This window comes from Nocardia abscessus NBRC 100374 (assembly GCF_000308455.1).
Lineage (GTDB): Bacteria > Actinomycetota > Actinomycetes > Mycobacteriales > Mycobacteriaceae > Nocardia > Nocardia abscessus.
Genome location: NZ_BAFP01000132.1, coordinates 23,004 through 47,291 on the forward strand (window position 1 = coordinate 23,004; position 24,288 = coordinate 47,291).

Below are 24,288 nucleotides of genomic sequence, written 5' to 3' on the forward strand. Positions count from 1 at the left end.
TACAGCCGCGGTGAGGCCGAGATCCAGCCGCACGAGACGAAATCGACCCGCCCTAGAACCGGTACCGGCGTCAGCCGGACGCACCCACCACTTCTACCCCGTGGATCCGGGCGGCCTTCTGCATCCCGTCATCCAGGGTCATCAGTGGATAGGCGAGGCGCTGGGCAAGGGCGATATACCAGGCATCCGCGTACGTGGCGTTATCGATCAATCCCACAGCGGAAACCGAATCGACCGGTTCGCGGATTCGCTCCACGGGGTGCTTGCTGAACGCATCGATCAATGCGCGCGCCTGCTCGAGTTCCAGTTCGCCGCGACGCGCCAACCGGATCAGCGCGGAGCCGACTTCGAAGTCGACATGTGGCGGGGAAACACACCCGGCTATGCGGATCCGGTCCGCATAGCCGGACGGCAGAGCCCCGCGCAGCAGATCGACCCAGACCGAGGCATCGACGACGATCACTCTTCGCCCCGGTCGTAACCGTCCCGAATTTCACGCACCGCTTCGGCTCCGGACACCGTCGCCCGGCCAGTGATACCCAACCGCTGCTGCGTCTGCTTCAACTCTTCGTCCCATGTGGCGATAGCCCGCCGCTGCAGTTCCCGCCGGACATCTGCTGCCATCAGGTCCCGCAGATACGCCGACACCGACTTGTGCTCGGCACTGGCTTTCTCCGCGATCACCGCGGCCACTTCGTCGGGGACGTCTCGCACCTGAACCGTCGCCATCGGACACCCTCCTTCGCATGACCTACATACATGCAGTACTTCATGCACAGAATAGCATGCATTGAGGGTGGAGGGCGGCTGACCGGCGGGGAAGCCGGCAACAGCATCTCCACGTCGGCAACATCCATGATCCGGTTCAGCTCCAGCGGGCCGAGGTGATCCCGGCCGGGCACGATCACCGCATCGGCACCGGCGTCGCGTGCCTGGTCTGCCGCGGGCAACACCGAGTGCTCATCCGGGCCACACGATGCGATGGCCGAGACGCCGCGCGAACCGGCGCACCTCAGCCCGACCCCACTCGGGCACGGTGCATACCTCGGAGTCGATCCATCCGAATGCGGTCGACCGCATCGTGTTCCCCCGCCCTCGCTGGTGCTGGCTTGCGCCCGCCGCCGGGAACCGGTGCGCCTGGCTGGTTTCGGTACCCGACGACGAGGCGATCAGACCGGATGCGCGCGCTTTTTCGGCCTGCACCCGTCTTGCAGTTCACAACCGTATACACCGAACGACAACGCACGGTTACCGTGGGGCTCATGGACTCCGGCGCGGAGAACGTCACAGGTGAGCGGCTGCGCGATGCGCGGGAGGCGGCGGGGCTCAGCATTTCCGCGATGGCCGCGCGCACGCACTACAGCAAGGCGCTACTCGGGATGCTGGAGACCGGGCAGCGCACCGTCAGGCCGGAGCACGTCCAGGCATACATCGATGCCCTGGGGATCGGATCGGCGCTGTTCATCGAACCGGCGGACGGCGAACGAGCTGCGGGCGAATGGATTCAGCGGGCGGCGGCGTCGGATATAGGCGGGGACACCCTGGAGCGTCTGGAGTTGGCCGTGGACGACTTGGCGGCGGGCTACCCGACCACTCCGCCCGGCGAATTGCTCGTGCGCATCCGTCGGCATCTCGGCTACGCCGGACGCCTCATGGACTCCCGCAAGACACTGGCGCAACACCGCCGCCTACTGGTTACGGTCGGCTGGCTATCGCTGCTGGCCAGCACATGCCATATCGACCTGCGCGAGACCTCCGCCGCAGCGGCACGCGGGCACCTGGCGTGGAAGCTGGCAGACGAAGCGGGGCACCGCGAGATAGCGGCGTGGTGCCTGGAGACACGGGCGTGGCAGCAACTCACGGACGGCGCGTTCATCGAAGCGGCCGAACTGTCCCGCGCCGCACAGTCCCTCGCTCCCAAGGACAGTTCGGCGTTCATCCAGGCCACCGCTCAAGAGGGCCGCGCGCTGGCACGGCTCGGGGACAGCAAGGGCACATACGGGGCGCTGCGCAGAGTCGCGCGCCTGGTGTCCGGGCTGAGCACGCCCGACCGGCCGGAACACCATTTCCGATACGACCCGGCCAAGTCGGCCGCCTACGTGGCTACTACGTTGTCCTGGCTCGGTGATCCGGCGGCCGAGTCCTACGCCCGGCACGTCCTGGCGGATCTGGCGGGGGCTGCGTCCGTCCGGCCGCGCCGTATCGCCTCGGCGAATCTGGACCTGGGCCTGGCCCTGGTGGCGGCCGACAAGCCGGACGAAGCGGCCCGCGTTGCGCTGGCGGCGGTGGAGTCCGGGCGTCTGGTCCCGTCGAACTACTGGCGTGTGTCCGAAGTGGTCTCGGGGATAGAGGGCCGGGGCGCACCGGACGCGGCCATGGTGCGCGAAGCGTTCCGCGACACCTACCGGGCGTAGCGGCCGAATGTCGGGCCGTGGGCATGAATCCACGGTCCAGTTTTGCCGCGAACCTTCCGCAGGTGGAATGCAACCAGTTCTGTTGGCACGCAACGACTACTGTCCTCGGTATGCGGTTGGCGGTCTTGGTAGGGGTGGTGCTGATGGTCAGCGCGTGCTCGCAGAGCATGCCGGGTAATGCACGGCCTGCGGCGGGTCCGGCGCCGGCGACCAGTTCAACGGCGCAGGCACCAGAAAATGGGTTGCAAGATCGGATCACGTGGGTCCGGCAAGGGACGCCGGTCGATCTCGCGCCCTATCACTCCGTCGCGACTGAAGGTGGTCCGGTGACCGATCTGGCGACCGATATCGCGTTCGTCAGCCCGACCCACAAGATCAGCTGCATCACCGGCGTCCAGTTCGACTTCGACGGGTTCGACTGCATGGTCGAGCTGAAGGAACCGGCGCCAGCGCCGGGTGAGGGCTACGGGCAGTGGTTCGGCGGGTACGTGACCTACTCCGGGCAGCGGTTGACGGTGGGCCAATTCCGGGGTGACCCAGGACTTTTCATCAACGGCGAGGGCCCCACATTGCCGTACGACAGCACCGTCACCTTCGGCGAATACCTCTGCCGCCTCGCGACAACCGGCCTCACCTGCGTGAATCCCGCCCAGCGCACCGGCGTGCAGCTGAGCAGCGAAGGCGTCGTTCCGCTCGGCTGCCTGCGCGAACTACCGGAAGCCGAGCGCGAACCGGCCGTCGGCCGCGCTTACGCCTGCTGAGCCGGAGCACCCGGAAACGATGTGCCTCATGTTTGCGCATCTGCGTAGCACTCGCGCCACGCCCCCGGAAAACGCGAACGGCGCCGCTCCCGAAGGAGCGGCGCCGTTACCAGCGATTCAGCGAATCACTTGATGATCTTCGTGACGCGACCGGCGCCGACGGTGCGGCCACCCTCGCGGATCGCGAAGCGCAGACCCTCGTCCATGGCGACCGGCTGGATCAGCTTGACGAGCATCTCGGTGTTGTCACCGGGCATGACCATCTCGGTGCCCTCGGGCAGGGTCACAACGCCCGTCACGTCAGTCGTACGGAAGTAGAACTGCGGACGGTAGTTGTTGAAGAACGGGGTGTGGCGGCCGCCCTCGTCCTTCGACAGGATGTACGCCTGGCCCTCGAACTCGGTGTGCGGGGTGGTGGTGCCCGGCTTCACGACGACCTGGCCGCGCTCCACGTCCTCACGCTTGATACCACGAACCAGCAGACCGACGTTGTCGCCCGCCTGGCCCTGGTCGAGCAGCTTGCGGAACATCTCGATACCGGTGACCGTGGTCTTGGTCTTGTCCGGACGGATGCCGACGATCTCGACTTCCTCGTTCACGTTGATCACGCCACGCTCGACGCGACCGGTGACGACGGTGCCACGACCGGTGATGGTGAACACGTCCTCGACCGGCATCAGGAACGGCTTGTCGGTCTCACGCACCGGGTCCGGGATGGACTCGTCGACCGCGGCCATCAGCTCCAGCACCGACTCCGACCACTTCGGGTCGCCCTCGAGCGCCTTCAGACCGGAGACCCGCACGACCGGCGCGTCCTCGTCGAACTCCTGCGAGGCCAGCAGCTCGCGGACCTCCATCTCGACGAGCTCGAGGATTTCCTCGTCGTCGACCATGTCGGCCTTGTTCAGCGCGACCAGGATGTAGGGCACGCCGACCTGACGGGCGAGCAGCACGTGCTCACGGGTCTGCGGCATCGGGCCGTCGGTGGCCGCGACCACGAGGATGGCGCCGTCCATCTGCGCCGCACCGGTGATCATGTTCTTGATGTAGTCGGCGTGACCCGGCGCGTCGACGTGCGCGTAGTGGCGCTTCTCGGTCTGGTACTCGACGTGGGAGATGTTGATCGTGATACCACGAGCCTTCTCCTCCGGCGCCTTGTCGATCTGATCGAACGCGAAGCTCTCGTTCAGATCCGGGTACTTGTCAGCCAGCACCTTGGTGATCGCCGCGGTCAGCGTGGTCTTGCCGTGGTCGACGTGACCGATGGTGCCGATGTTGACGTGCGGCTTCGTCCGCTCGAACTTCGCCTTCGCCACTTTTTTGTCCTCCTGGACTTGTTGGTGCGTGCAGTTGCAGCAGTGCGGTTACTTGAAAGGGGTCGTACTGACGCCCGGCTGTCGGGGCAAGTGTGGCCACTCGCCCCGACGGTGTCACTCGCCGGTCGCCTTGGCGATGATCTCCTTCGACACGTTGGCCGGAACCTCCGCGTACGAGTCGAACACCATGGAGTAGTTCGCCCGGCCCTGGGTCTTCGACCGCAGGTCGCCGATGTAACCGAACATCTCCGAGAGCGGAACCAGCGCCTTGACGACACGGGCACCACTGCGTTCCTCCATGGCCTGGATCTGACCACGGCGGGAGTTCAGGTCGCCGATCACATCGCCCATGTAGTCCTCGGGCGTGGTGACCTCGACCGCCATCAGCGGCTCGAGGATCACCGGACCGGCCTTGCGAGCCGCTTCCTTGAGCGCCTGCGCGCCCGCGATCTTGAACGCCATTTCCGACGAGTCGACGTCGTGGTAGGCGCCGTCGAGCAGCGTGACCTTCATGTTGACCAGCGGGTAGCCGGCGAGCACACCGTACTGCATGGCGTCCTGGGCACCGGCGTCCACCGAAGGGATGTATTCCTTCGGCACGCGGCCACCGGTGACCTTGTTCTCGAACTCGTAGTGCGCGCCGTCCTCGCCGACGAACGGCTCGAGGGCGATGATCACCTTCGCGAACTGGCCGGAACCACCGGTCTGCTTCTTGTGCGTGAACTCGAGCTTCTCGACCCGCTTGGTGATCGTCTCGCGGTAGGCCACCTGCGGCTTACCGACGTTCGCCTCGACCTTGAACTCGCGCCGCATGCGGTCGACGAGGATGTCGAGGTGCAGCTCGCCCATGCCGCCGATGACGGTCTGGCCGGTCTCCTGGTCGAGCTTGACCGAGAAGGTCGGGTCCTCTTCCGACAGGCGCTGGATCGCGGTGCCCAGCTTCTCCTGGTCGGACTTGGTCTTCGGCTCGATGGAGACCTCGATGACCGGGTCCGGGAAGGTCATGGACTCGAGCACGATCTGGTTCTGCGGGTCGCACAGGGTGTCACCGGTGGTGGTGTCCTTGAGGCCGATAACCGCGTAGATGTGGCCCGCCGAGGCCGCGCCGACCGGGTTCTCCTTGTTGGAGTGCATCTGGAACAGCTTGCCCAGACGCTCCTTCTTGCCCTTGGTCGAGTTGATGACCTGGGCGCCGGAGTCGACCTTGCCGGAGTACACGCGGACGTAGGTCAGCTTGCCGAAGAACGGGTGCACCGCGATCTTGAACGCCAGGGCCGCGAAGGGCTCGTCGGCGCTCGGCTTGCGGGTGAGCAGCTCCTCTTCCTTGCCGGGCACGTGGCCGGTGGTGGCCTCCACGTCCAGCGGCGAGGGCAGGTAGTCGATGACCGCGTCCAGCATGGGCTGCACGCCCTTGTTCTTGAACGCCGAGCCACACAGCACGGGGTAGAGCTCGGAGGTCACCGTCAGCTTGCGGATGGCGCCCTTGATCTCATCGATGGTCAGCTCTTCGCCGCCGAAGAACTTCTCCAGCAGCGCCTCGTCCGACTCGGCGACGGTCTCCAGCAGTTCCTGGCGGTACTGCTCGGCCTTGTCCTTCAGGTCGTCCGGGATCTCCACGACCTCGTACTGCTCACCGAGCTTGGTCTCGCCACGCCACACCTTGGCGTTGTACTCGACCAGGTCGATGATGCCCTCGAAGGTGTCCTCCGCGCCGATCGGCAGCTGGATGACCAGCGGCTTGGCGCCGAGGCGGTCCTTGATGGTCTGCACGGTGAAGTAGAAGTCCGCACCGAGCTTGTCCATCTTGTTGACGAAGCAGATCCGCGGCACGTCGTACTTGTCCGCCTGACGCCACACCTGCTCGGACTGCGGCTCGACGCCTTCCTTGCCGTCGAACACCGCGACGGCGCCATCGAGCACGCGCAGCGACCGCTCCACCTCCACGGTGAAGTCGACGTGCCCGGGGGTGTCGATGATGTTGATCTGGTTGTCTTTCCAGAAGCACGTGGTAGCCGCGGAGGTGATGGTGATACCACGCTCCTGCTCCTGCTCCATCCAGTCCATCGTGGCAGCGCCGTCGTGGACCTCACCGATCTTGTACGTGATGCCGGTGTAGAAGAGGATGCGTTCGGTTGTGGTCGTCTTGCCCGCATCGATGTGGGCCATGATGCCGATGTTGCGGACCTTGTTCAGGTCGGTGAGCACGTCCTGTGCCACGGAAATCTTCCCCGCTCGTAGCTAGTTGGGATTATCGGGGACGACCCTGTGGTCGCCTCTATGTCAACGCCGGAAGCGGCCGGTGAGTGCCGCGTTCCGGCTGTGCCTCCCGACCCAGACGACGGGCCGGGCAGACGTCACCAGCGGTAGTGCGCGAAGGCCCGGTTGGACTCGGCCATCTTGTGGGTGTCCTCGCGGCGCTTGACCGAGGCGCCGAGGCCGTTGCTGGCGTCGAGCAGTTCGTTGGCCAGGCGCTCGATCATGGTCTTCTCCCGGCGCGCACGCGAGTAGTTGACCAGCCAGCGCAGCGCCAGGGTGTTCGAGCGGCCCGGACGGACCTCGACCGGCACCTGGTAGGTGGCGCCACCGACGCGACGCGGCTTGACCTCGAGTGCGGGCTTGACGTTGTCCAGCGCGCGCTTGAGGGTGACGACCGGGTCGGTGCCGGTCTTCTCGCGCGCCTGCTCCAGCGCACCGTAGACGATGCGCTCGGCGGTGGACTTCTTGCCGTCCAGCAGGATCTTGTTGACCAGCTGAGTAACCAGCGGCGAACCGTAGACCGGGTCGTTGATCAGCGGACGCTTGGGTGCGGGGCCCTTGCGTGGCATATCAGCTCTTCTCCTTCTTGGCGCCGTAACGGCTGCGGGCCTGCTTGCGGTTCTTCACACCCTGGGTGTCGAGGGAGCCACGGATGATCTTGTAGCGCACACCCGGAAGGTCCTTCACACGACCGCCGCGCACGAGCACCATCGAGTGCTCCTGCAGGTTGTGACCCTCGCCGGGGATGTAGGCCGTGACCTCGACCGAGCTGGTCAGGCGAACACGCGCGACCTTGCGCAGCGCGGAGTTCGGCTTCTTCGGGGTCGTGGTGTACACGCGGGTGCACACGCCACGACGCTGCGGGCTCCCCTTGAGGGCCGCGGTCTTCGTCTTGGAGACCTTGTCGCGGCGACCCTTGCGGACCAGCTGGTTGATGGTTGGCATAGACCGGCTTTCCTTATTAGTTAACGCGGTGTGTGGACTTCATGTCTGTTTTAAGTTCGCGGCGCTCCCGGGGCCGTTCGTGGTCGCGCTGGCTTCCACTTCCCGGCCCGTCGTTCACACCGCTGTCATCGAGCTTTCACTCGCACGTCCGGCCACGTTTCTCGCGTCCCGAGGTCGGGCGTGTCGCGCGCGGCGCGGAGCCCGAATTCCGGGCACGCTGGAGTCGTCGGCCGCTCTCGCTGGCCTACGGTCGCGCACGAACTTGCCCGTATGCTTCCGGGCACAGCGATCCACGATACCCGTGGCCGGGACACACGGTCAAAGCGGGTCGGTTCCGCGATCGCCTACCTGGCCAGGTTCAAGGTCATTTCCATCAACTTCTTCGCCGCGTCGCACGGGTCGGGGTGCGCCGAGCCGGGCCGGTAGTTGATCCACCAGCCGATCACCCCGTTGTCCGGGGCGCTCGCCGTCACACCGCAGGAATCCGGATCGTTCGGCCTGCGGATCTGCAGCGCGAGCGAACTCTGAATGGTGATATTGGTGGTTTCGTAGCCGAGTTTGTTGTTCGTCTGCTTCTCGTTGCTCAGCGTTCCGTTCTCGTACCAGTTCAGCGTGGCCATGCCGTTGCCGCCGGGCGCGCCGATCAGGTCCCACATGCAGACCGCGCCGAAGAACGCGTCCGAGACCGACACATTCTCACCGATCGCCTTGCCGATCTGCTCGTCGGAGAGGATCTCGCATTCGCGCAGCAGCTTGTCGAGCCTGGTGTTGACCGGCTGACTTCCGCCGACCGGCTGCGCGGTTCCGGAGACCACCTCACTGCAGCCGCCCACGGACAAGGCGAGGGCCGCGGCGACGGCGACGGCCGCGCCGCGCCTGTACAGGTCTCGACCGGCGTTCACACTCCACCCCTCACTGAATTCGCTGCAGAGTCAGCTCGGCGAGCGCGCGGCTCCGGTCACACGGGTTACCGGTCCCCGCGCCGAACGATCCGATATTCGTGGACCACTCGAAGAAATCGTCCCCGAGTTGCACCGCCAGATCGCAGATCGTTCCACTCGGATCCAAGGCGGCGAATCCGTCGCGCCCGGCCACCGTTATCGGATCGGGCGCACGGCCTTCAACACTCACCCACGCCCGTTCGCGTTCGATGGGACTACCTCGATAGGAAGCGAAAGTGATACTGGAAGAACCCATTCCGGCCGACTGCCAATTGCAGCCGACAGCATTGCGGAACACCCCGGAGATCCGGCCGAGGCCACCGAGAGTGCGCACCTCTTCGTCGGTGACATGACCGCACTCCCCGACGAACGGGCCGAGCGCCACCACCTTCGGCGCGGGCCGCGAAGGACCCGAGTCCTCGGTCTCCTCGCCCGAACCGCAGGCCGCCAGCGCGAGCACCAAAGCGGTCGCGATGACGACCGACGACTTGATCCGCATGGAAAGAACTCTACCGACGCGGCAGCCGGACCGGCTCGACAAGATCGCCCGGATCATCGGCCGGCCTAACGCCGATCCGGGCGGTGCGCCGTTCCCAAATTGGTCCGGGCCTGCTGTTCGCGTTCGCTCGCCTGGAACAGGCGAGTACCCGGCGCTGATGAGCAAGGCCGTCACCATCGGGAACCACCGGGTGAAGTCCCGCTCAATGGGGCCGCCCAGGCAAGAAGCGCTCACAGTCGGATCAGCGAGCACAGCGGCGCTGTTTAGCTTCCGAGAGCGCAACCTGGAAGATGGCCATGGCGCTCGCGCGAGGCGATTCAGCCGGCCCACGCTTCGTGAACACACAATTGGTGAGAAACCCTACCGAGGGGCCGCCGCGAAGGCATGGCGCCGAAGGACCGGCGGCGCATCGTAGCCGCCGACTACCGCGCCCGAGTACACTCGGGAACGGCGAAATACGTCCAACCAGAACGTCTTTCGTCACTACTGATTCTATCGGGGGCATCCGACGAAGATTGGCCGGTCGCTGGGCCGTCCACGATCCCGTCGAAAGACGGCTCTTCTCGAAGGAAATCCGCCTGGCAGGCTCGGAGAAAGCAGGTCAGGCACGGCAAGACCTGTCGCGACATTTATCAACGGGGGTCATCACGTGAAGTTCATTGCTTACTCGGTGCTCGTAGTGCTGACGACAGGGACTGTCGTCGCCGGATCGACCGGAACAGCGGCGGCGATCGGTGGAATTCGTGGCATCTACGACGACCAGCCCACCTGTGTGGCAGAGGGACGGAAGAAGGGGTACACCGATTCCAGCGGCGATCGCTTCTTTTGCCACCCGCTTCCGGACGGCAGGTGGGCCCTCCACTACCCCGGGGTGCCCTGATCACATGGCTCACCGGGGCTGCCCGGGATACCCGGGCTTTTGGAGAGTACTCGCCGCCTGCACGCGGCGTGACACGACGGCTGCGCTCGGCGCGGCACCTGCCGAACGCAGCCGCCATGTGCACACGAACCATCGGACATGCGTCGTTCGATCACACTGTTCGTCTCGCTCGCTGGTCCTAGAGATTCCCCCGCGCCTGCTGCTCGCGTTCGATGGCCTCGAACAGCGCTTTGAAGTTCCCCTTGCCGAAACCGAGGGAGCCGTGGCGTTCGATGAGTTCGAAGAACACCGTGGGGCGGTCGGTGAGCGGCCTGGTGAAGATCTGCAAGAGATAGCCGTCCTCGTCCCGGTCGACCAGGATGCCGCGGCGCTGGAGTTCTTCGACCGGGACGCGGACCCGGCCGATGCGAGCGCGCAGTTCGGGGTCCTCGTAGTAGGCGGTGGGTGTCTCCAGGAACTCGACGCCCTCGCGGCGCAAGGCGTCCACGCAGGTGAGGATGTCGCCGGTGGCGAGCGCGATGTGCTGGACGCCGGGCCCGCGGTAGAACTCCAGGTACTCATCGATCTGTGAGCGCTTCTTGGCCGCGGCGGGCTCGTTGAGCGGGAACTTCACTCGATGGTTCCCGTTGGCGACGACCTTGCTCATCAGCGCCGAGTACTCGGTGGCGATGTCGTCGCCGACGAATTCGGCCATGTTCGTGAAACCCATGACCCGCCGGTAGAACTCGACCCACTCGTCCATCTGCCCGAGTTCGACGTTGCCCACGACGTGGTCGATCGCCTGGAACAACCGGGTGGGCGCGCCGTCGCGCCGCTGATAGCCGGAGCGGCGGGCGACATAGCCCGGCAGGTAGGGCCCGTAATAGCCGGAGCGGTCGACCAGGGTGTGCCTGGTTTCGCCATAGGTGGCCAGCGCGGCCGAGCGCACCGTGCCGAAGTCGTCGGTGTCGTCGTGTGGTTCGACCAGAATGGTCGCGCCGTGCGCGCGGGCCCACGCCACACAGCGGTCGACGTCGGGCACTTGGAGGGCGATGTCGACCACGCCGTCGCCGTGCCGATCGTGATGCGCGACCAGCGGACTGTCCGGGTCCACCGCGCCGGTGACCACGAAACGCGCCGCGCCGCTGCGCAAGACGAACGCCTTGTGGTCGCGATTTCCGGTCTCCGGACCGGAGTATGCCTCCAACCGCATCCCGAAGGCGGATTGCAGGAAATGTGCGGTCTGGGTGGCGTTGCCGACGACCCAGACCAGGGCGTCCCACCCGATGACCGGGAACGGGTCACCGCTGTCGTCGTGGTCGACCAACCCGACCAGCGTGCGCAGTTCGCCGTCGCTGGGAACGGCGCCGGACCGTGCGTTCGGCAGGTGCTCGATGGTCATGTTCCAAGGAAATCGCCGAGTCGGCGGACTAGGCAACAGCGTGGACTCTCGATAGACAGTGTGGCGAATTCGGCTAGGAACCGGCGGGTGATGCTGGACAATTTGAATAGCATCGACGCGGCGGGCAGCAAGCCCGTCCGAGTGCTGGAACGGAGGCGGTCATGGCGCGCACACCGGCGAAGCTGGACGAACTCGATCTCGCCATCCTCACCGCGATGCACGAGTACCAGAAAGCGGGCATTCTCGAGCTGTCCCGCCGGACCAAGGTCGCCAGGGCGACGGTGCAATCACGGATCGCGCGCATGGAGGAGTCCGGCGTGATCGCCTCCTACGACCCGCAGATCGATGTCACCGCGGCGGGGTTCGACGTGCAGGCGTTCGTCACGCTGGAGATCGCCCAGGGTGCGCTGGACACCGTGGCGGCCGAGCTCCACGCCATCCCCGGCGTGCTGGAGGCCTACGCCACCACCGGCACCGGCGATGTCTTGTGCCGGATCGGGGCCGACTCGCACGCTGGGTTGCAGGCCGTGCTGCTGAGCATCGACCGGACCTCCTCGGTGGCGCGCTCGCACAGCGTCATCGTGCTGTCCACCGTGGTGTCACGCCGGGCGCTGCCGCTGCTGCGCACGCTGAGCCCGACCGGGACCACCAAGGCGCCCGCGTATCGCCCGACCCGCGAGCCGTAGCCCATCCGGCTCAGGGGCGCAGGTCGGCACCGACGTCGAGAATCTCCACACTTCCCTGCTTGCCCGCTTCGAGGAAGGCGAGCAGAGCGTGCGCCTCCGCCTCGACCTCGGCGCGCTCGGCCTTCGTCCAGTTCCGGGTGGGACTGATGCGCAGCCGGGCGGTCCCGGTGTTCGCGAAGACCTTGTACAGACCCGCGAGAAAACCGTCGACCAGCACCGGGGAGACCTGGGCGGCGAAGGAGCGCAGCGGTGGAGGCGCCCCATCGGGCACGATCCTGGTCCGGTCCTGGTGCGAGAGCAGGGCGTTGTCGTACCAGCCGAGCAGGCGCACCGGGGCGGGGGTGTCCGGATCGGCCAACTCACCGTGGGCGACGTCGTAGAGCGTGCGGCCGCGCTCGTCGGTGTAGGTGCGCACCCGATCGCCGAGTTCCGCGACGGCCCGCTTCATGCCGAGCAGCCTGGACCAGGTCTGCATGTCCATCGTGCTCGCCGGGCCGAAGGCGCACAGATATCGGAAGAGCAACTCCGCCAAGGGATATGCGGGGTCCAGCGGTGCCCCCACCCAGGGCTCGACCCGCGACCAGATCGGCCTGCTGTTGTCCTTCCACTTCCCGCGCGGCGGGGTCTGCAGGACCGGCAGTTGATACAGCCAGGTCTGCACCACCGCCCCCGGGTCGCGGTCGGGGTACAGCTCGGTGGCGTGGGCGCGCAGCTCCGCGGCGGACATCGGCTCGTCGCCGAGCACGGCCTCGCCGTGCCCGCGCACCTCCTCCGGATCCAGTCCGACCATGGCGCCGTAGTTGAAGCCCTTGCGGAAGGGCGCTTTCTCCAGTTCCGGCTGCACATGCGGCGCGATCCGCAACGCGTCGGGCGGCGTGACCATGTGAATGGTCCCCCGCATCAGGGTGATCCGGACCAAGGAACGGTCCTCCAGCGCGTCCGACACCGCCGCCGGATCGAACGCCGCGACGCGGCTCCACAATCCGACGAACGGCGGTGGCGAATCCTGCGCCTGCAACCCGACGAGGTGGTCGCACATCTGCTGCGGGGTCAGCCGCGAGCGCTCGAGCAGGTGCTGGCGAGCCAGCAGGGTCCGATTCAGGACCCGATCGGACAGCTTCATGGCGTGGACAGGCCGGCGTGCGTCAGCGCAGCGTCACCACGACCTTGCCGGTGGCCGTCCGGTTGTCCAGCGACGCGACGGCCTCGGCGGCCTTGTCCAACGGGTACAGCACCGGCGCCGGCGGCGCGATCTTGCCGGAGGCCAGCAGGGGCTCCACCTCGGCCCACTGCTCCTGCAGGTAGCCCGGGTGCGACATCACCCATTCGCCCCATGCCGCGCCGGTCACCTCGACGTTCTTCAGCAGCAGCCGGTTGACCTTCACCGTGGGGATCTCCCCCGCGGTGAAGCCGACGACCAGCAACCGGCCCGCCGAGGCGAGCGAACGGACGCTGTCGGTGAAACGGTCGCCACCGACCGGGTCGAGCACGATGTCGACGCCGCGACCGCCGGTCAGCTCCTTCACCGCCGCGAGCCAGCCGTCGGTGAGCACCACGTCGGTCGCGCCGTTGGCGCGCGCCACCTCGGCCTTCGCCTCGGTGCTCACCACGGCGATCACCCGGCCCGCACCGAGCGCGGCCGCCATGCGCAGGGTCGAGGTGCCGATGCCGCCCGCGGCGCCGTGCACCAGGACCGTTTCGCCCTCCGCCAGCCTGCCGCGGGTGCGCAGGCAGAAGTGCACGGTCAGATCGTTGAACAGGATGCCGGCGCCCGCCTCCAGCGAGACGTTGTCGGGCAGACGGAACACCATCTGCGTGGGCGTGACAGCGGTCTCGGCCATCGCGTTGCCGAGCATGGTCAACGCGACCACCCGGTCACCGGGCCGCACGTGCGCGCCCTCGGGGGCTTCCCGCACGATGCCGGCGACCTCTCCGCCGACGACGAACGGCAGGTCGGGCTTCATCTGGTACAGACCGCGCGTCATCAGCACGTCCGGGAAGGCCACGCCCGCCGCGTGCACGTCGATCACGACGCCGCCCGGGAAAGCCGCGGGCTCCGGGATATCGACGATGTGAACCGCTTCCGGTCCTTCCAGCTTGCTGACCTGGGCTGCGCGCATGTGCTGACCTCTCTGTCCTCGCGTCGGCATGATCCGTGCCGACGCCACACCGACAACATAACGGTCGCGGCTCGACGACGCCCATCGGCACCACCCGATTTTGCTATGCTGACCGCGACCTCACGGTCGGGAGGGAAGGGGGATTCATGGTCGAGCAAAACCAGTCCGGACCTGCGACGACGATGCAGGTCGACCCGGCGGCGCTGCGCTCCTTCGCGCAGACGCTGCGCACGGAGGCCACGTCGGTCACCGACCTCGGCGGCGATGGTTTCGGCGCCGTCGCCGGTGCGCTGCCGGGCACCGACTTCGGCCCGGTGGCCCAGCGCGCGAACGACGCCGCGCACCGCTGCCTGGAGCGGATCGGGTCGCGGCTCACCACGATCGCGGACAACCTGCACAACGCGGCGGGCAAGTACGAGCTGGCCGAGGACGACTTCGCGGCGAAGCTGCGCGCCATCGGGCTCCAGTTGCCATGACGCTCACCATCCCCGACGTCGCGAACTGGCAGCCGGAGCAGCTTTCGGCGGCGGGTGGGCTCGCCGAACAGATGTCGCAGGGCCTCGACACCGCCGTCGGCAAGGGCGCGGACGACACCCGAGCGCTCGCCGACGCGAACAAGTGGTCCGGCTCCGCGGGCGACGCCGCGAACGCCCGGATGCAGATTGAGAAGACCCGCGCCTCCGCGGTGAGCGCCGCCCTGCTCGAGCTGAAGACCGCGTTCACCGCCCAGGTGCAGAATCTGATCGAGGCCCGAGCCAAGGTATTGAGCTTGCGCGACGACGCGCTGAACCAGACGCCACCCTTCGATGTCGCGCCCAACGGCACCGTGGACGCCAAGACGCGGATCGACTACCTGCGCGCGCACGCCGACAAGGCCGACGTGGAGGGGCTCGTCTTCCAGGAAGCGCTGCAGGCGGCCACACGGACGTGGGAGCTCACCAACGCGCTGAAGACCGCCGAGGACGTGGCGAACCAGGCCAAGATCCAGGTGGAGGGCGCGGTCGGGAAATTGGAGGCGGCGTTCGCCGGGCTCGGCGAGCCGAGCGCGGCGAACGTGCCCGCGGCCCCCACCGTGCCCGCGGCCACCGCACCGGTGAGTACGTCGGCCACCCCGGTCGCGAGTCCATCCTCGGACCGGCCGAGCCAGCTGATGTCGGGCCAGAACAACTCCGGCTCGTCGTCGGGCACGCCGTATTACGGTGGGCCGAGCTCGTCGGCGCCGACCGGCCCGCTGCCGAGCGGTGACGTCGCGCGATGGATCTCCGAGGCGAAGCAGAAGCTCATCGCGATGGGGTACGCCCCCGAGGACATCGATGAGCGGGCGATCGCGTTGATCATCCAGCACGAGTCCGCGGGCAACCCGTACGCGGAGAACCGCTGGGACAGCAACTGGGTGGCCGGGCATCCGTCGAAGGGCCTGATGCAGACCATCGACAGCACCTTCAGCGCATACAAGGCGCCCGGTCACGACGACATCTGGAATCCGGTCGACAACATCATCGCCGGAGTGCGGTACTCGATCGATCGCTACGGGTCGCTCGGCAACGTTCCCGGTGTCGCGGCCGTGAACTCGGGCGGCGCCTACCAGGGTTACTGAGCCCCGCACCGCGGTGACCTGCGCCTGCGCTCCGCGGCAATCGGTCGCTGCCGCCCCATGGAACGGGTCCGCGCTCCCGAACGTCGGACCGAAGACCCCATTTCCGCTGGCTGAGGTCCCGGCAGGCGGACTATTAAGGAGGTACGGACGGCTCGACGCGAGGGTGTGACGTACGCCCCGTAAAGTCGTCACAACAGCACCGCATGAAGAAACGCGGCACACCGTGCAGCGCGAGGAGCACAAGTGTCACTCGATCAGCCACTCGCCCCGCTTCCCCAGGAGGGCATGGGCTTTGCTTCGGCGTGGCCCGTCCGGGCTGGTGATGTGGATCCCTATGACCGGTTGCGGTTCGATGCCGTCGCCCGCTACCTGCAAGATATCGCCTGGGAAAACCTGCATAAGACGTTCTTCCACCGGACCGACCCGAACTGGATCATCCGCCGGACGGTCATCGATGTCATCCGCCCGATCCTGTGGCCCGACGAGGTGCAGCTGCTGCGGTGGTGCTCGGCGATGTCCACCCGGTGGACGAACATGCGCGTGCGGATCACCAGCGGAAACGGCGGACTGATCGAGACCGAGGGCTTCTGGATCAATATCAGCGAGTCCACCGGGATGCCCGCGCGAATCAGCGACGAGGGCCTCGCCTACCTCGCTCGCACGTCCACCGAGCACCGCCTGCGGTGGCGGCCGTACCTGACCGACGCCACGCCGCCGGAGTCGGACACCGACCTGCCGTTCCCCGTGCGCGCCACCGACATCGACCAGTACAACCACGTCAACAACGCTTGTTACTGGCAGGCGGTGGAACAGTTCCTGGTCGAATACCCGAAGCTGCTCGCGGGACCACATCGAGCGGTGATCGAATATGTGGCGCCGGTGCTGGCACGTCAGCATGTGAGCGTGCGCAGCCGGTACGAGCCGGGTGACCGGACAGGGCAGCCGGTGCTGCGGCTGTGGTTCGTGGTCGGCGGAACCACCACGACAGTAGTCCGCATCATGCCGCTGCCCGCCTCTCCGGGTATCCAGGCCGTACCAGTCGAGTGACGCGGGATTCGCGTTCAGGTCCTGCGTGGGGTCGCCGGTCGGATCCAAGGATCCGACCGGCGTCCTGATCGTCAGCCGCGGGCGGCTTTGAGGAGGTCTTCCCGGGTGGTGAACTTGACTCGGGGGCGGCCTGCGGACTTGCCGGCGGACTTCTCCGCTTGGTCGATCGCTCGCCAGCCCGCGCGGTCGACCAGGTCGGCCTGACGCTCGGCCAGCAGTGCCTTCAGAGCGGCGCGGTCGGCTTGCGGCGCGGCGAGTTTGCCCGCGGTGAAGTCGGCGAGCAGCAGTTCCACCGTCTCCTCGGAGTCGGTCCGGTTCGAACCGATGACGCCGCGTGGGCCACGCTTGATCCATCCGCTGACGTACACGCCGCTCAGCATCGTCCCGTCCTCGCCGATGACCCGGCCGTGCTCGTTCGGCACGACACCGCGCCGCTCGTCGAACGGCAGCTCGCCGACCCGCTCGCCGCGGTAGCCGATCGACCGCAGCACCAGCGAGGTGTCGATGCTCTCGGTGCGGTCGGTCGGCCGCGCCACGAGCTGACCGTCTTCCTCGAACAGCTCGTTGTGCACGATCTCGATGGACTCGACCCGCTCGGTGCCGGTGAGCGCGGTGGGCGAAGTCAGGTAGCGGAACACGATCCGCTTGTTGCCTTCCGCCCTGCGGCCGCCGGCGTACTCCTGGGCCAGGGTGTACTTCAACGCCAGCGACGGCTCCACCTGTGGATCGTCGACGATCGCCTGGCTGGCGTGATCCAGTTCCAGGTCGGTCTCGTCCACGATCACGTCTACGCCCTTCAGATGCGCGAGCGCCAGGAATTCCGGCGAGGTGTAGGCCGCCTGCAGCGGGCCCCGCCTGCCGAGCACGACGACTTCGCGAATATTGCTCTGCCGCAGGGCGTCCAGGGCGTGGTCGGCGATATCGGTCTTGGCGAGTTCGTCCGGGCCGACGGTCAGCACGCGCGCCACGTCCAATGCGACATTGCCGTTGCCGACGATCACGGCCCGCTCACCGGACAGGTCGAAGGTCCGGTCGGCGAAATCGGGGTGGCCGTTGTACCAGGCGACGAACTCGGTGGCGGAGTGGCTGCCCGGCAGGTCCTCCCCCGGGACGCCCATCCTGCGGTCGCTCGAGGCTCCCACCGCGTAGATCACCGCGTGGTGGTGACGCAGCAGTTCCTCGTGCGAGATGTGCGTGCCCACCTCGACGTTGAGGTAGTACTGCAACGTCTCACGGCGGAACGCGGACTCGAACATGCCCGAGACCGTCTTGGTGCCGGGGTGATCGGGCGCGACGCCCGCCCGGACCAGGCCCCAGGGGGTGGGCAGCCGGTCGAACATCTCGATTTCCACGTCGGCCCTGCGCAGCAGTTCGTCGGCCGCGTAGCAGGCCGCGGGGCCCGCGCCGACGATCGCGACCCGCAGGGTGCCCAGCTCCTTCGGCGGACGCGCGGGGGTGACGATCGGATCGAAGTTCGATTCCAGCGGATGCCGTTGGAAGTAAGCGGCATTGATGTCGCGGAACCGTGCCAGCGAAGCCGTCAGGTCGTCCTCGGAGAAGATGGCCTCCACCGGGCACGCGTCGACACAGGCGCCGCAGTCGATACAGGTGTCGGGGTCGATGTAGAGCATCTCGGTCGTCGCGAACTCCGGCTGATCCGGGGTAGGACGGATGCAGTCGACCGGGCACTCGGAGACGCAGCTGGCGTCGTTGCAACAACGCTGCGTGATTACGTAGGCCATATTGTGCTGATCCTCGAAGAAGTACGTGGGCTGTGGCCACCCATGGGGTTGTGGTGGACAGATGAGCGGCGTCCGTCACGATCGCCACGGGGGTCGCCCGCGGCAGCGCGTGATGTGATGCCGCTTTCAGTTTGCCTCGAGTGTGGTCGAGACCTCGCGCCCGGAGGCCTTACCGTATCTGCATGGCGCGGACTCTGATCCTCATGCGGCACGGCAAATCGGCGTATCCGGAGGGCGTCGACGATCACGAGCGACCGCTGGCTCCGCGTGGTCGGCGCGAGGCCGGACTCGCGGGCGGGTGGTTGCGCGACACCCAGCCGCCGATCGACGCCGTGCGCTGTTCCACCGCCACGCGGACCCGCGAGACGCTGACGGCCACCGGCATCACCGCGCCGGTCGTCTTCGAATCGGGAATCTACGAGGCCGCGCCGGAGACGCTCATCGAACTGGTCCGGCTCAGCGACGACGACGTCGCGACCCTGCTGGTGATCGGGCACGCGCCCGGCATGCCGTGGACGGCGTGGGAACTGGCAGGCAATCGCGACGGCACGGCCGCCGTCGAACTCAGCCGGAAGTTCCCGACCTCGGCGCTCGCGGTGCTGCGCTTCGACCGCGCCTGGGCGGACGTCGACACAGGTACCGGAGAACTGACACACTTCCACATTCCGCGCTGACCGCACGCGGTGAAACGCGCGGTCAGCGCAGTAACTTGCCGCCGACCACGACGACCCCACCGAGGACGAGCAGCAGCGCGAACGCGGCAAGGCCGCCGAACAACCACCACACCACGCCGAGCGCGAGCGCGAACGGCGCGATCGCGACAGCGGTGATCACGGGGCTTTCCTTGACCGTCGCCCAGGCCGAACGAGCCCTGATGCGGTCGATGTCCTTTCCAGGCATGTCCCCAGCGTAAGCCGGAATCCGGGACTTTGTCGGCGCACGATGGAATGCTCGCCGGATGGACTGGAAAATCGAGCTCGTCGCCATTCCCGTGACCGATGTCGACCGCGCCAAGGATTTCTACACCAAGATCGGCTTCCAGGCCGATCACGACCACCGCGTCAACGAGAACCTGCGCTTCGTACAGCTGACCCCGCCCGGTTCTGGTTGCTCCATCTGTTTGGGCGAGGGCATCACCGAGGCGGCGCCGGGCAGCGTCGAGGGCATGCAGATGGTGGTCGCCAGCGCCGAGGACGCCTACCAGCAGTTGATCGCCGCCGGTGTGGACGCCACTCCGGTCCAGGATCTCGGCTGGGGCCTGTTCACCTTCTTCGCCGATCCGGACGGCAACAAGTGGGCCGTCCAGCAACTGCCCGTCTACAGCTGAACGCACGATCCCTTCCCACGGGATCCGCCGAGCGGCGGGCGCTGGACAATCGAAAACAACCCTTGCTTGGAGTGCACTCCAGGTGACTAGCGTCATCGTTGTTCAACGGGAAAGGCGAGTGCAGTGAGCGTTCGAGAACACAGCGCAGCCGGGAACGAAACCGCGTCTCCGGCGAGCGCGAGCGACGACCGGGAGCTGCCGCGGTATTCGATCGGCGAGGTGTCCGAGCGGTCGGGGCTGAGCCGGGACACGCTGCGCTGGTACGAGCGGATCGGGTTGATGGACTACATCGGCCGGGATCACTCCGGCAAGCGCCGGTTCAGCGACCGGGATCTGGAATGGCTGGCGCTGATCGGCCGCCTGCGCACGACCGGTATGTCCGTGGCGGACATGGTCCGCTACGCCGAGCTGGTGCGGGCCGGAGACGCCACGCTCCGGCAACGGCTGGAGATGTTCCGGGACACCCGCTCCGAGGTACTCGCCAAGATCGATGAACTTCGTCAGACCCTGGCCGTGCTGGACCACAAGATCGCCCTGTACGAGGGCAAAGTCGAGGCGGACCCGCCGGCCATGGTCACCGCGCACGACAGCGAAGGGATCAAGGTATGACAACGGTCGGCACGCTTCCCATCACCACACTGGGCACCGGCGGCATCCAGGTGGGGACGCAGGGCCTCGGCTGCATGGGCATGAGCGAGTTCTACGGGCCCAGCGACCTCACCGAATCCCGGGCGACCCTGGATCGGGCGCTGGAGCTGGGCGTCACGCTGTTCGACACCGCCGACGTCTACGGCTCCGGGCACAACGAGGAATTCCTCAGCGATTTCGTCGGGGTCGAGCGCGATCGGGTCGTACTCGCCACCAAGTTCGGCATCGTCCGCAAGGTCGACGACCCGGCCTACCGGGGCTTCGACAATTCTCCCGCCTACATCCGCAGCTCGGTGGAGGGCAGCCTGCGCAGGCTCCGGATCGACACCATCGATCTGTACTACATGCACCGCAAGGACCCCGCCGTGCCGATCGAGGACACGGTCGGCGCGATGGCGGAATTGGTGCGGGAGGGCAAGGTGCGTGCCCTCGGCCTGTCCGAAGTGACCGGCGCCGAATTGCGTGCGGCGCACGCGGTGCATCCGATCGCGGCCGTGCAGTCGGAATGGTCGCTGTTCTCCCGGGACGTCGAACGCACGGTGGTGCCCGCAGCGGCGGAGCTGGGCGTGACGTTCGTGCCGTACTCACCGCTGGGACGCGGCTTCCTCACCGGCTCGTTCACCGGCTCCACGGACGCGAAGGACTTCCGTTCCTCGATGCCGCGCTTCTCCGGCGAGAACGCGGCCCGCAATGCCGAGCTGCTCGGGCCGCTGCGGGCCATCGCCGAAGCACGCGGCATCACTTTGGCGCAGGTAGCGCTGGCCTGGGTGCACGCACAGGCCGGTGTGCACGGCCTCCCGGTGGTCCCGATTCCCGGCACCCGCAGCCGGACCCGGCTCACGGACAACGTGGCCGCCGCGACGATCGCGCTCACCGCCGGGGAATTGGCGACGCTGGAACCGATCGCGGGCCAGGTCGCCGGAACCCGGTACGCGGACATGACCTTCACGTCGGCGGGCCGGGAATAACCCACACCAGAACAGGAGACGCTCATGTCGACGTTGACGCTCAACGTCCGGTTCCTCGCCAGGACGGGTCGCGAGGCGGAGTTGCGGAAGCTGCTGCAGGGCATGATCGAACCGACGCTCGCGGAGGACGGCTGCCTCGGGTACGAGCTCTACCTGCATCCCACCGACCCGAGCCGGATGGTGCTGCTGGAGGAGTGGACCGACGAGGACGCCTTGGCCGCACACTTCCGGACGCCCCACCTGAAGACCTTGGCGACGGCGTTGGAGGACGTTCTGGTCGAGCCGTTTCAGCTTCGGCGGTTCACCGAGATCGGGTGAGCGCGCGGGGGTGGTCCGGGGTCGCGTGTGCCGGACCACCCCGCGTCGCCGCAGGCCTCGCCAACCGACCCGCATCTCCGGACCGAAGTCCGCTTATCCGGCGGCCTCGTCTGCGCCGTTCACCGGCGGGGGCTAACATCCCACGAATATGAGGCCCGAAACACCGCCTGATCGCGTCTGGATCGACAAGCAGACGCCGACCGCGTTCCGCGCGCTGAACAGTGTCGCGAACGAGGTCAGGGCCGCCGCAGCGGCGGTGGGGCTGGATCGCCGGATCGTCGAACTGATCAATCTGCGCGTCTCCCAGCTCAACGGCTGTGCGTACTGCCTCGACGTGCACTATCGCGCCGCCTCGGCGGCCGGGGCCACCGAGCAGGAGATCGCGGTGCTGCCGGGGTGGCGGCGCGGTGGCACGTACACCCCGTTCGAACAGGCCGTGCTGGCGATCGCGGAAGTCACCGCGACGCTTCCGGGCGAAGACGTCATCGAGCGTGAGTACGCTTCCGCCCGCCGGTATCTGACGGATGATCAGCTGTCTGTCGTCGTCTGGGTGGCCACCACGATCGGCGCGTTCAACCGAGTCTCGATTCTCAGCAAACACCCGGTCCGCGCACGGAAGGAGAAGGGAAACATGACCGAAGCAGCTTCGGAATCCAAGGTCGTCCGCAACGACGAGCGGCATCGCTACGAGGTGTTCCACGGCGGGGAACTGGCCGGTTTCGCCGACTACGAGGAACGCGACGACGAGACGGTGTTCACGCACACCGAGATCGACGGCGCGTTCTCCGGCAAGGGTCTCGGCTCCGTCCTCGCCGGGAAAGCCATCGAGGACGTCGTCGCGCGTGAGCGCGTGATCCGGCCGGTGTGCCCGTTCATCAAGGCGTACCTGGACAAGCACCCGAAGTACGACGCGCACGTGATCGGCAAGGGCGTCACTCGGTGAGTGATCTGGACGCACGTCCGGCCGAGACGCTGTGCGAACCCGCGCCGGGGCCCGGCCCGGTCGCGGAGCAGTATCCGGCACGTGAAGTGCCGCTCGGCGGAGTGCGCGGCGTCTTCGTCGAACGCGTGCTGCCGCAGCGCGATCTGCCGACCGTCGGCGCGTGGTGCTTCCTCGACCGCTTCGGCTCGCCGACGGTCACCCGGACGGGCGAGCCGCCGGACATCGATCCACACCCGCACATCGGCCTGCAGACGGTGACCTGGCCGTTCGAGGGCCGTATCCGGCATCGTGATTCGGTCGGCTCGGACGTGGAGATCGAACCCGGCCAGCTGAACCTGATGACCTCCGGGCGCGGCATCGCCCATTCCGAGTACGCGGTCGAGGGTGCGCCCGCCGGGCACGGCTTGCAGCTGTGGATCGCGCTGCCCGGTGACCGCACCGGCATCGCCCCGCACTTCGAGCAGCATCGCGAACTGCCGGTCGTCGACGCACCCGGCCTTCGGGCGATCGTGCTGATCGGCTCGCTGGCCGGGGTGACGTCGCCGGCGATCGCCTACACACCGATCGTCGGCGCCGACGTGCGGGTGGAGCCGGGAGCCGACGTCACCCTTCCGCTCGACCCGCGTTTCGAGCACGCGGTGCTGGTGCTCGAGGGGCAGGTCACGGTCGCGGGCACTGAACTCGCCCCTGGTCCGCTGCTGTACCTGGGCACCGATCGGGACGAACTCCGGCTCGGCAGCGCCGGTGGCGCGCACTTCGCGCTGATCGGCGGCGAGCCGTTCGGCGAGGAACTGGTGATGTGGTGGAACTTCGTCGGCCGCAGCCATGAGGACATCGTCACCGCGCGAGCCGATTGGGAGAACCACGACGTGACCCGCTTCGCCGACATCACGGGCCACACCCCGCAGCAGCGCATTCCCGCGCCGCCGCTGCCCGGGCTGCATCTGAAGCCCCGCAAGCGCCGCATCGGCCCGGCCCGGGACTGATCGCGGCCCCACTCGATTCGGTTTCGCTCGCCAGGCACCGGCACTGCCGCCGTCCGGTGCGACTCCCACCTCTCGACTCCGCCGGTGTCCGCTGGGCGCGGTAAAGTCCGATCACCACAAGGTTTTCGGTGGGAGGGGGGTTGGATGGACGACTCGACGCGGCGGGTGATGGCTGCGCGCGAGGCCGTGATGGAACTGGTTCCGTCGCCCTGGAACAGAGAAGAATTCCTGGCCGCCCTAGGGGAATGGCGCGGGCGGCCCATCGAGCTGATACCGGTCGCTTCGACCCTGCTACCGGGGGCCCTGGAGCCGGGCCGCGGGACACCGTGCGGGCTGTGGCTGGAATGCGCGGATGTCGACGTGATCGCCTACGCCGCCGGCACGACCGATTTCCATATCGACCAGATCATCGCGCACGAGACCGGCCATATGGTGCTCGATCACAACGCCGGGTCCGCGGGCCTGACCGGGGTTCAACGGCTCCTGCCGAGCATCGATCCGACCCTGATCCGG

The 24,288-nt window shown here is 67.3% G+C and carries 26 protein-coding genes and 1 pseudogene; 14 read left to right on the forward strand and 13 right to left on the reverse strand.

Features of this window, described 5'->3' with window-relative positions; all coding sequences use genetic code 11:
• Positions 1 to 70: 70 nt before the first annotated feature.
• Positions 71 to 463 carry a type II toxin-antitoxin system VapC family toxin gene (locus ON19_RS27005; RefSeq protein ID WP_051169352.1) on the reverse strand — a complete coding sequence of 131 codons (393 nt, stop codon included), beginning with the start codon at positions 461 to 463 and terminating at the stop codon, positions 71 to 73.
• Positions 460 to 729, reverse strand: coding sequence for a hypothetical protein (locus ON19_RS27010; protein ID WP_063709500.1), 270 nt, complete (start codon positions 727 to 729; stop codon positions 460 to 462). The genes ON19_RS27005 and ON19_RS27010 overlap by 4 nt, the downstream gene beginning before the upstream one ends.
• Before the next feature lie 533 nt (positions 730 to 1,262).
• Between ON19_RS27010 and ON19_RS27020 the strand changes: the two genes are divergently transcribed.
• Both ON19_RS27020 and ON19_RS27025 read left to right on the forward strand, forming a co-directional pair.
• Positions 1,263 to 2,414 (forward strand): helix-turn-helix domain-containing protein, encoded by a 1,152-nt coding sequence (locus tag ON19_RS27020; protein WP_043698826.1) that lies wholly within the window; start codon positions 1,263 to 1,265, stop codon positions 2,412 to 2,414.
• A 326-nt stretch (positions 2,415 to 2,740) separates the two neighbouring features.
• Positions 2,741 to 3,175: a hypothetical protein gene (locus tag ON19_RS27025; protein ID WP_157229862.1), complete on the forward strand. Its 435-nt coding sequence runs from the start codon at positions 2,741 to 2,743 to the stop codon at positions 3,173 to 3,175.
• A 125-nt stretch (positions 3,176 to 3,300) separates the two neighbouring features.
• Here ON19_RS27025 and tuf read toward each other — a convergent pair whose 3' ends face one another.
• From tuf to hppD, 7 genes are all read right to left on the reverse strand, one after another.
• Complete coding sequence (gene tuf / locus ON19_RS27030; RefSeq protein WP_043698828.1) at positions 3,301 to 4,491, reverse strand: elongation factor Tu; 1,191 nt, start codon at positions 4,489 to 4,491, stop codon at positions 3,301 to 3,303.
• 114 nt (positions 4,492 to 4,605) lie between these two features.
• Positions 4,606 to 6,708 carry an elongation factor G gene (gene fusA / locus ON19_RS27035; protein WP_043698829.1) on the reverse strand — a complete coding sequence of 701 codons (2,103 nt, stop codon included), beginning with the start codon at positions 6,706 to 6,708 and terminating at the stop codon, positions 4,606 to 4,608.
• Between the two features lie 137 nt (positions 6,709 to 6,845).
• Positions 6,846 to 7,316, reverse strand: a complete 471-nt coding sequence (gene rpsG / locus ON19_RS27040; protein ID WP_030525248.1) for a 30S ribosomal protein S7 — start codon at positions 7,314 to 7,316, stop codon at positions 6,846 to 6,848.
• 1 nt (position 7,317) lies between these two features.
• Positions 7,318 to 7,692 carry a 30S ribosomal protein S12 gene (gene rpsL / locus ON19_RS27045; RefSeq protein ID WP_040870256.1) on the reverse strand — a complete coding sequence of 125 codons (375 nt, stop codon included), beginning with the start codon at positions 7,690 to 7,692 and terminating at the stop codon, positions 7,318 to 7,320.
• Between the two features lie 344 nt (positions 7,693 to 8,036).
• Positions 8,037 to 8,594, reverse strand: coding sequence for a DUF3558 domain-containing protein (locus tag ON19_RS27050; protein ID WP_227954481.1), 558 nt, complete (start codon positions 8,592 to 8,594; stop codon positions 8,037 to 8,039).
• A gap of 10 nt (positions 8,595 to 8,604) precedes the next feature.
• On the reverse strand, positions 8,605 to 9,132 hold the full coding sequence (locus ON19_RS27055; RefSeq protein WP_043698834.1) for a DUF3558 domain-containing protein: 528 nt from the start codon (positions 9,130 to 9,132) through the stop codon (positions 8,605 to 8,607).
• Between the two features lie 1,058 nt (positions 9,133 to 10,190).
• A complete protein-coding gene (gene hppD / locus ON19_RS27060; protein ID WP_043698836.1) occupies positions 10,191 to 11,393 on the reverse strand; it encodes a 4-hydroxyphenylpyruvate dioxygenase in 1,203 nt (400 codons plus the stop codon).
• 161 nt (positions 11,394 to 11,554) lie between these two features.
• On the opposite strand from hppD, the gene ON19_RS27065 reads away from it, so the two are divergent.
• Positions 11,555 to 12,079, forward strand: coding sequence for an Lrp/AsnC family transcriptional regulator (locus ON19_RS27065; RefSeq protein ID WP_043698838.1), 525 nt, complete (start codon positions 11,555 to 11,557; stop codon positions 12,077 to 12,079).
• Between the two features lie 10 nt (positions 12,080 to 12,089).
• Here the strand turns inward: ON19_RS27065 and ON19_RS27070 are convergent, their stop codons facing one another.
• Positions 12,090 to 13,202 carry a winged helix DNA-binding domain-containing protein gene (locus ON19_RS27070; RefSeq protein ID WP_043698840.1) on the reverse strand — a complete coding sequence of 371 codons (1,113 nt, stop codon included), beginning with the start codon at positions 13,200 to 13,202 and terminating at the stop codon, positions 12,090 to 12,092.
• Positions 13,203 to 13,224: 22 nt separating this feature from the next.
• Positions 13,225 to 14,199, reverse strand: coding sequence for an NADPH:quinone oxidoreductase family protein (locus ON19_RS27075; RefSeq protein ID WP_043698842.1), 975 nt, complete (start codon positions 14,197 to 14,199; stop codon positions 13,225 to 13,227).
• 146 nt (positions 14,200 to 14,345) lie between these two features.
• Between ON19_RS27075 and ON19_RS27080 the strand changes: the two genes are divergently transcribed.
• From ON19_RS27080 to ON19_RS27090, 3 genes are all read left to right on the forward strand, one after another.
• Positions 14,346 to 14,675 (forward strand): type VII secretion target, encoded by a 330-nt coding sequence (locus tag ON19_RS27080; RefSeq protein ID WP_043698844.1) that lies wholly within the window; start codon positions 14,346 to 14,348, stop codon positions 14,673 to 14,675.
• Positions 14,672 to 15,796, forward strand: coding sequence for a transglycosylase SLT domain-containing protein (locus ON19_RS27085; RefSeq protein WP_043698846.1), 1,125 nt, complete (start codon positions 14,672 to 14,674; stop codon positions 15,794 to 15,796). The genes ON19_RS27080 and ON19_RS27085 overlap by 4 nt, the downstream gene beginning before the upstream one ends.
• Positions 15,797 to 16,039: 243 nt before the next feature.
• Positions 16,040 to 16,843 (forward strand): acyl-[acyl-carrier-protein] thioesterase, encoded by an 804-nt coding sequence (locus tag ON19_RS27090; protein ID WP_043698848.1) that lies wholly within the window; start codon positions 16,040 to 16,042, stop codon positions 16,841 to 16,843.
• Between the two features lie 71 nt (positions 16,844 to 16,914).
• Here ON19_RS27090 and ON19_RS27095 read toward each other — a convergent pair whose 3' ends face one another.
• Positions 16,915 to 18,585, reverse strand: coding sequence for an FAD-dependent oxidoreductase (locus ON19_RS27095; protein WP_043698850.1), 1,671 nt, complete (start codon positions 18,583 to 18,585; stop codon positions 16,915 to 16,917).
• Between the two features lie 182 nt (positions 18,586 to 18,767).
• Between ON19_RS27095 and ON19_RS27100 the strand changes: the two genes are divergently transcribed.
• Positions 18,768 to 19,259 carry a SixA phosphatase family protein gene (locus ON19_RS27100; protein WP_043698852.1) on the forward strand — a complete coding sequence of 164 codons (492 nt, stop codon included), beginning with the start codon at positions 18,768 to 18,770 and terminating at the stop codon, positions 19,257 to 19,259.
• A gap of 22 nt (positions 19,260 to 19,281) precedes the next feature.
• On the opposite strand, the gene ON19_RS27105 is transcribed toward ON19_RS27100, so the two are convergent.
• Positions 19,282 to 19,485 carry a hypothetical protein gene (locus tag ON19_RS27105; protein ID WP_043698854.1) on the reverse strand — a complete coding sequence of 68 codons (204 nt, stop codon included), beginning with the start codon at positions 19,483 to 19,485 and terminating at the stop codon, positions 19,282 to 19,284.
• Positions 19,486 to 19,543: 58 nt separating this feature from the next.
• Here ON19_RS27105 and ON19_RS27110 point away from each other — a divergent pair, with 58 nt between their 5' ends.
• From ON19_RS27110 to ON19_RS27140, 7 genes and pseudogenes are all read left to right on the forward strand, one after another.
• Complete coding sequence (locus tag ON19_RS27110) at positions 19,544 to 19,912, forward strand: glyoxalase superfamily protein (protein ID WP_043698856.1); 369 nt, start codon at positions 19,544 to 19,546, stop codon at positions 19,910 to 19,912.
• Between the two features lie 123 nt (positions 19,913 to 20,035).
• Positions 20,036 to 20,521 carry a MerR family transcriptional regulator gene (locus ON19_RS27115; RefSeq protein WP_083899661.1) on the forward strand — a complete coding sequence of 162 codons (486 nt, stop codon included), beginning with the start codon at positions 20,036 to 20,038 and terminating at the stop codon, positions 20,519 to 20,521.
• Positions 20,518 to 21,528 (forward strand): aldo/keto reductase, encoded by a 1,011-nt coding sequence (locus tag ON19_RS27120; RefSeq protein WP_043698858.1) that lies wholly within the window; start codon positions 20,518 to 20,520, stop codon positions 21,526 to 21,528. Before ON19_RS27115 ends, ON19_RS27120 begins: the two co-directional genes overlap by 4 nt.
• 24 nt (positions 21,529 to 21,552) lie before the next feature.
• On the forward strand, positions 21,553 to 21,846 hold the full coding sequence (locus ON19_RS27125; RefSeq protein WP_043698860.1) for a putative quinol monooxygenase: 294 nt from the start codon (positions 21,553 to 21,555) through the stop codon (positions 21,844 to 21,846).
• Between the two features lie 148 nt (positions 21,847 to 21,994).
• Positions 21,995 to 22,789, forward strand: coding sequence for an N-acetyltransferase (locus ON19_RS27130; RefSeq protein ID WP_043698861.1), 795 nt, complete (start codon positions 21,995 to 21,997; stop codon positions 22,787 to 22,789).
• Complete coding sequence (locus ON19_RS27135; protein WP_043698863.1) at positions 22,786 to 23,775, forward strand: pirin family protein; 990 nt, start codon at positions 22,786 to 22,788, stop codon at positions 23,773 to 23,775. Before ON19_RS27130 ends, ON19_RS27135 begins: the two co-directional genes overlap by 4 nt.
• Before the next feature lie 144 nt (positions 23,776 to 23,919).
• A pseudogene (locus tag ON19_RS27140) lies at positions 23,920 to 24,288 on the forward strand (hypothetical protein); the annotation flags it as partial.

Bases quoted from the DNA above. Each gene is read 5' to 3' on its own strand.
- ON19_RS27010 (WP_063709500.1), bottom strand. From the start codon at position 729: ATGGCGACGGTTCAGGTGCGAGACGTCCCCGACGAAGTGGCCGCGGTG.
- ON19_RS27020 (WP_043698826.1), top strand. From the start codon at position 1,263: ATGGACTCCGGCGCGGAGAACGTCACAGGTGAGCGGCTGCGCGATGCG.
- rpsG (WP_030525248.1), bottom strand. From the start codon at position 7,316: ATGCCACGCAAGGGCCCCGCACCCAAGCGTCCGCTGATCAACGACCCG.
- rpsL (WP_040870256.1), bottom strand. From the start codon at position 7,692: ATGCCAACCATCAACCAGCTGGTCCGCAAGGGTCGCCGCGACAAGGTC.
- ON19_RS27055 (WP_043698834.1), bottom strand. From the start codon at position 9,132: ATGCGGATCAAGTCGTCGGTCGTCATCGCGACCGCTTTGGTGCTCGCG.
- hppD (WP_043698836.1), bottom strand. From the start codon at position 11,393: ATGACCATCGAGCACCTGCCGAACGCACGGTCCGGCGCCGTTCCCAGC.
- ON19_RS27065 (WP_043698838.1), top strand. From the start codon at position 11,555: ATGGCGCGCACACCGGCGAAGCTGGACGAACTCGATCTCGCCATCCTC.
- ON19_RS27070 (WP_043698840.1), bottom strand. From the start codon at position 13,202: ATGAAGCTGTCCGATCGGGTCCTGAATCGGACCCTGCTGGCTCGCCAG.
- ON19_RS27075 (WP_043698842.1), bottom strand. From the start codon at position 14,199: ATGCGCGCAGCCCAGGTCAGCAAGCTGGAAGGACCGGAAGCGGTTCAC.
- ON19_RS27080 (WP_043698844.1), top strand. From the start codon at position 14,346: ATGGTCGAGCAAAACCAGTCCGGACCTGCGACGACGATGCAGGTCGAC.
- ON19_RS27085 (WP_043698846.1), top strand. From the start codon at position 14,672: ATGACGCTCACCATCCCCGACGTCGCGAACTGGCAGCCGGAGCAGCTT.
- ON19_RS27095 (WP_043698850.1), bottom strand. From the start codon at position 18,585: ATGGCCTACGTAATCACGCAGCGTTGTTGCAACGACGCCAGCTGCGTC.
- ON19_RS27100 (WP_043698852.1), top strand. From the start codon at position 18,768: ATGGCGCGGACTCTGATCCTCATGCGGCACGGCAAATCGGCGTATCCG.
- ON19_RS27105 (WP_043698854.1), bottom strand. From the start codon at position 19,485: ATGCCTGGAAAGGACATCGACCGCATCAGGGCTCGTTCGGCCTGGGCG.
- ON19_RS27110 (WP_043698856.1), top strand. From the start codon at position 19,544: ATGGACTGGAAAATCGAGCTCGTCGCCATTCCCGTGACCGATGTCGAC.
- ON19_RS27120 (WP_043698858.1), top strand. From the start codon at position 20,518: ATGACAACGGTCGGCACGCTTCCCATCACCACACTGGGCACCGGCGGC.
- ON19_RS27125 (WP_043698860.1), top strand. From the start codon at position 21,553: ATGTCGACGTTGACGCTCAACGTCCGGTTCCTCGCCAGGACGGGTCGC.
- ON19_RS27130 (WP_043698861.1), top strand. From the start codon at position 21,995: ATGAGGCCCGAAACACCGCCTGATCGCGTCTGGATCGACAAGCAGACG.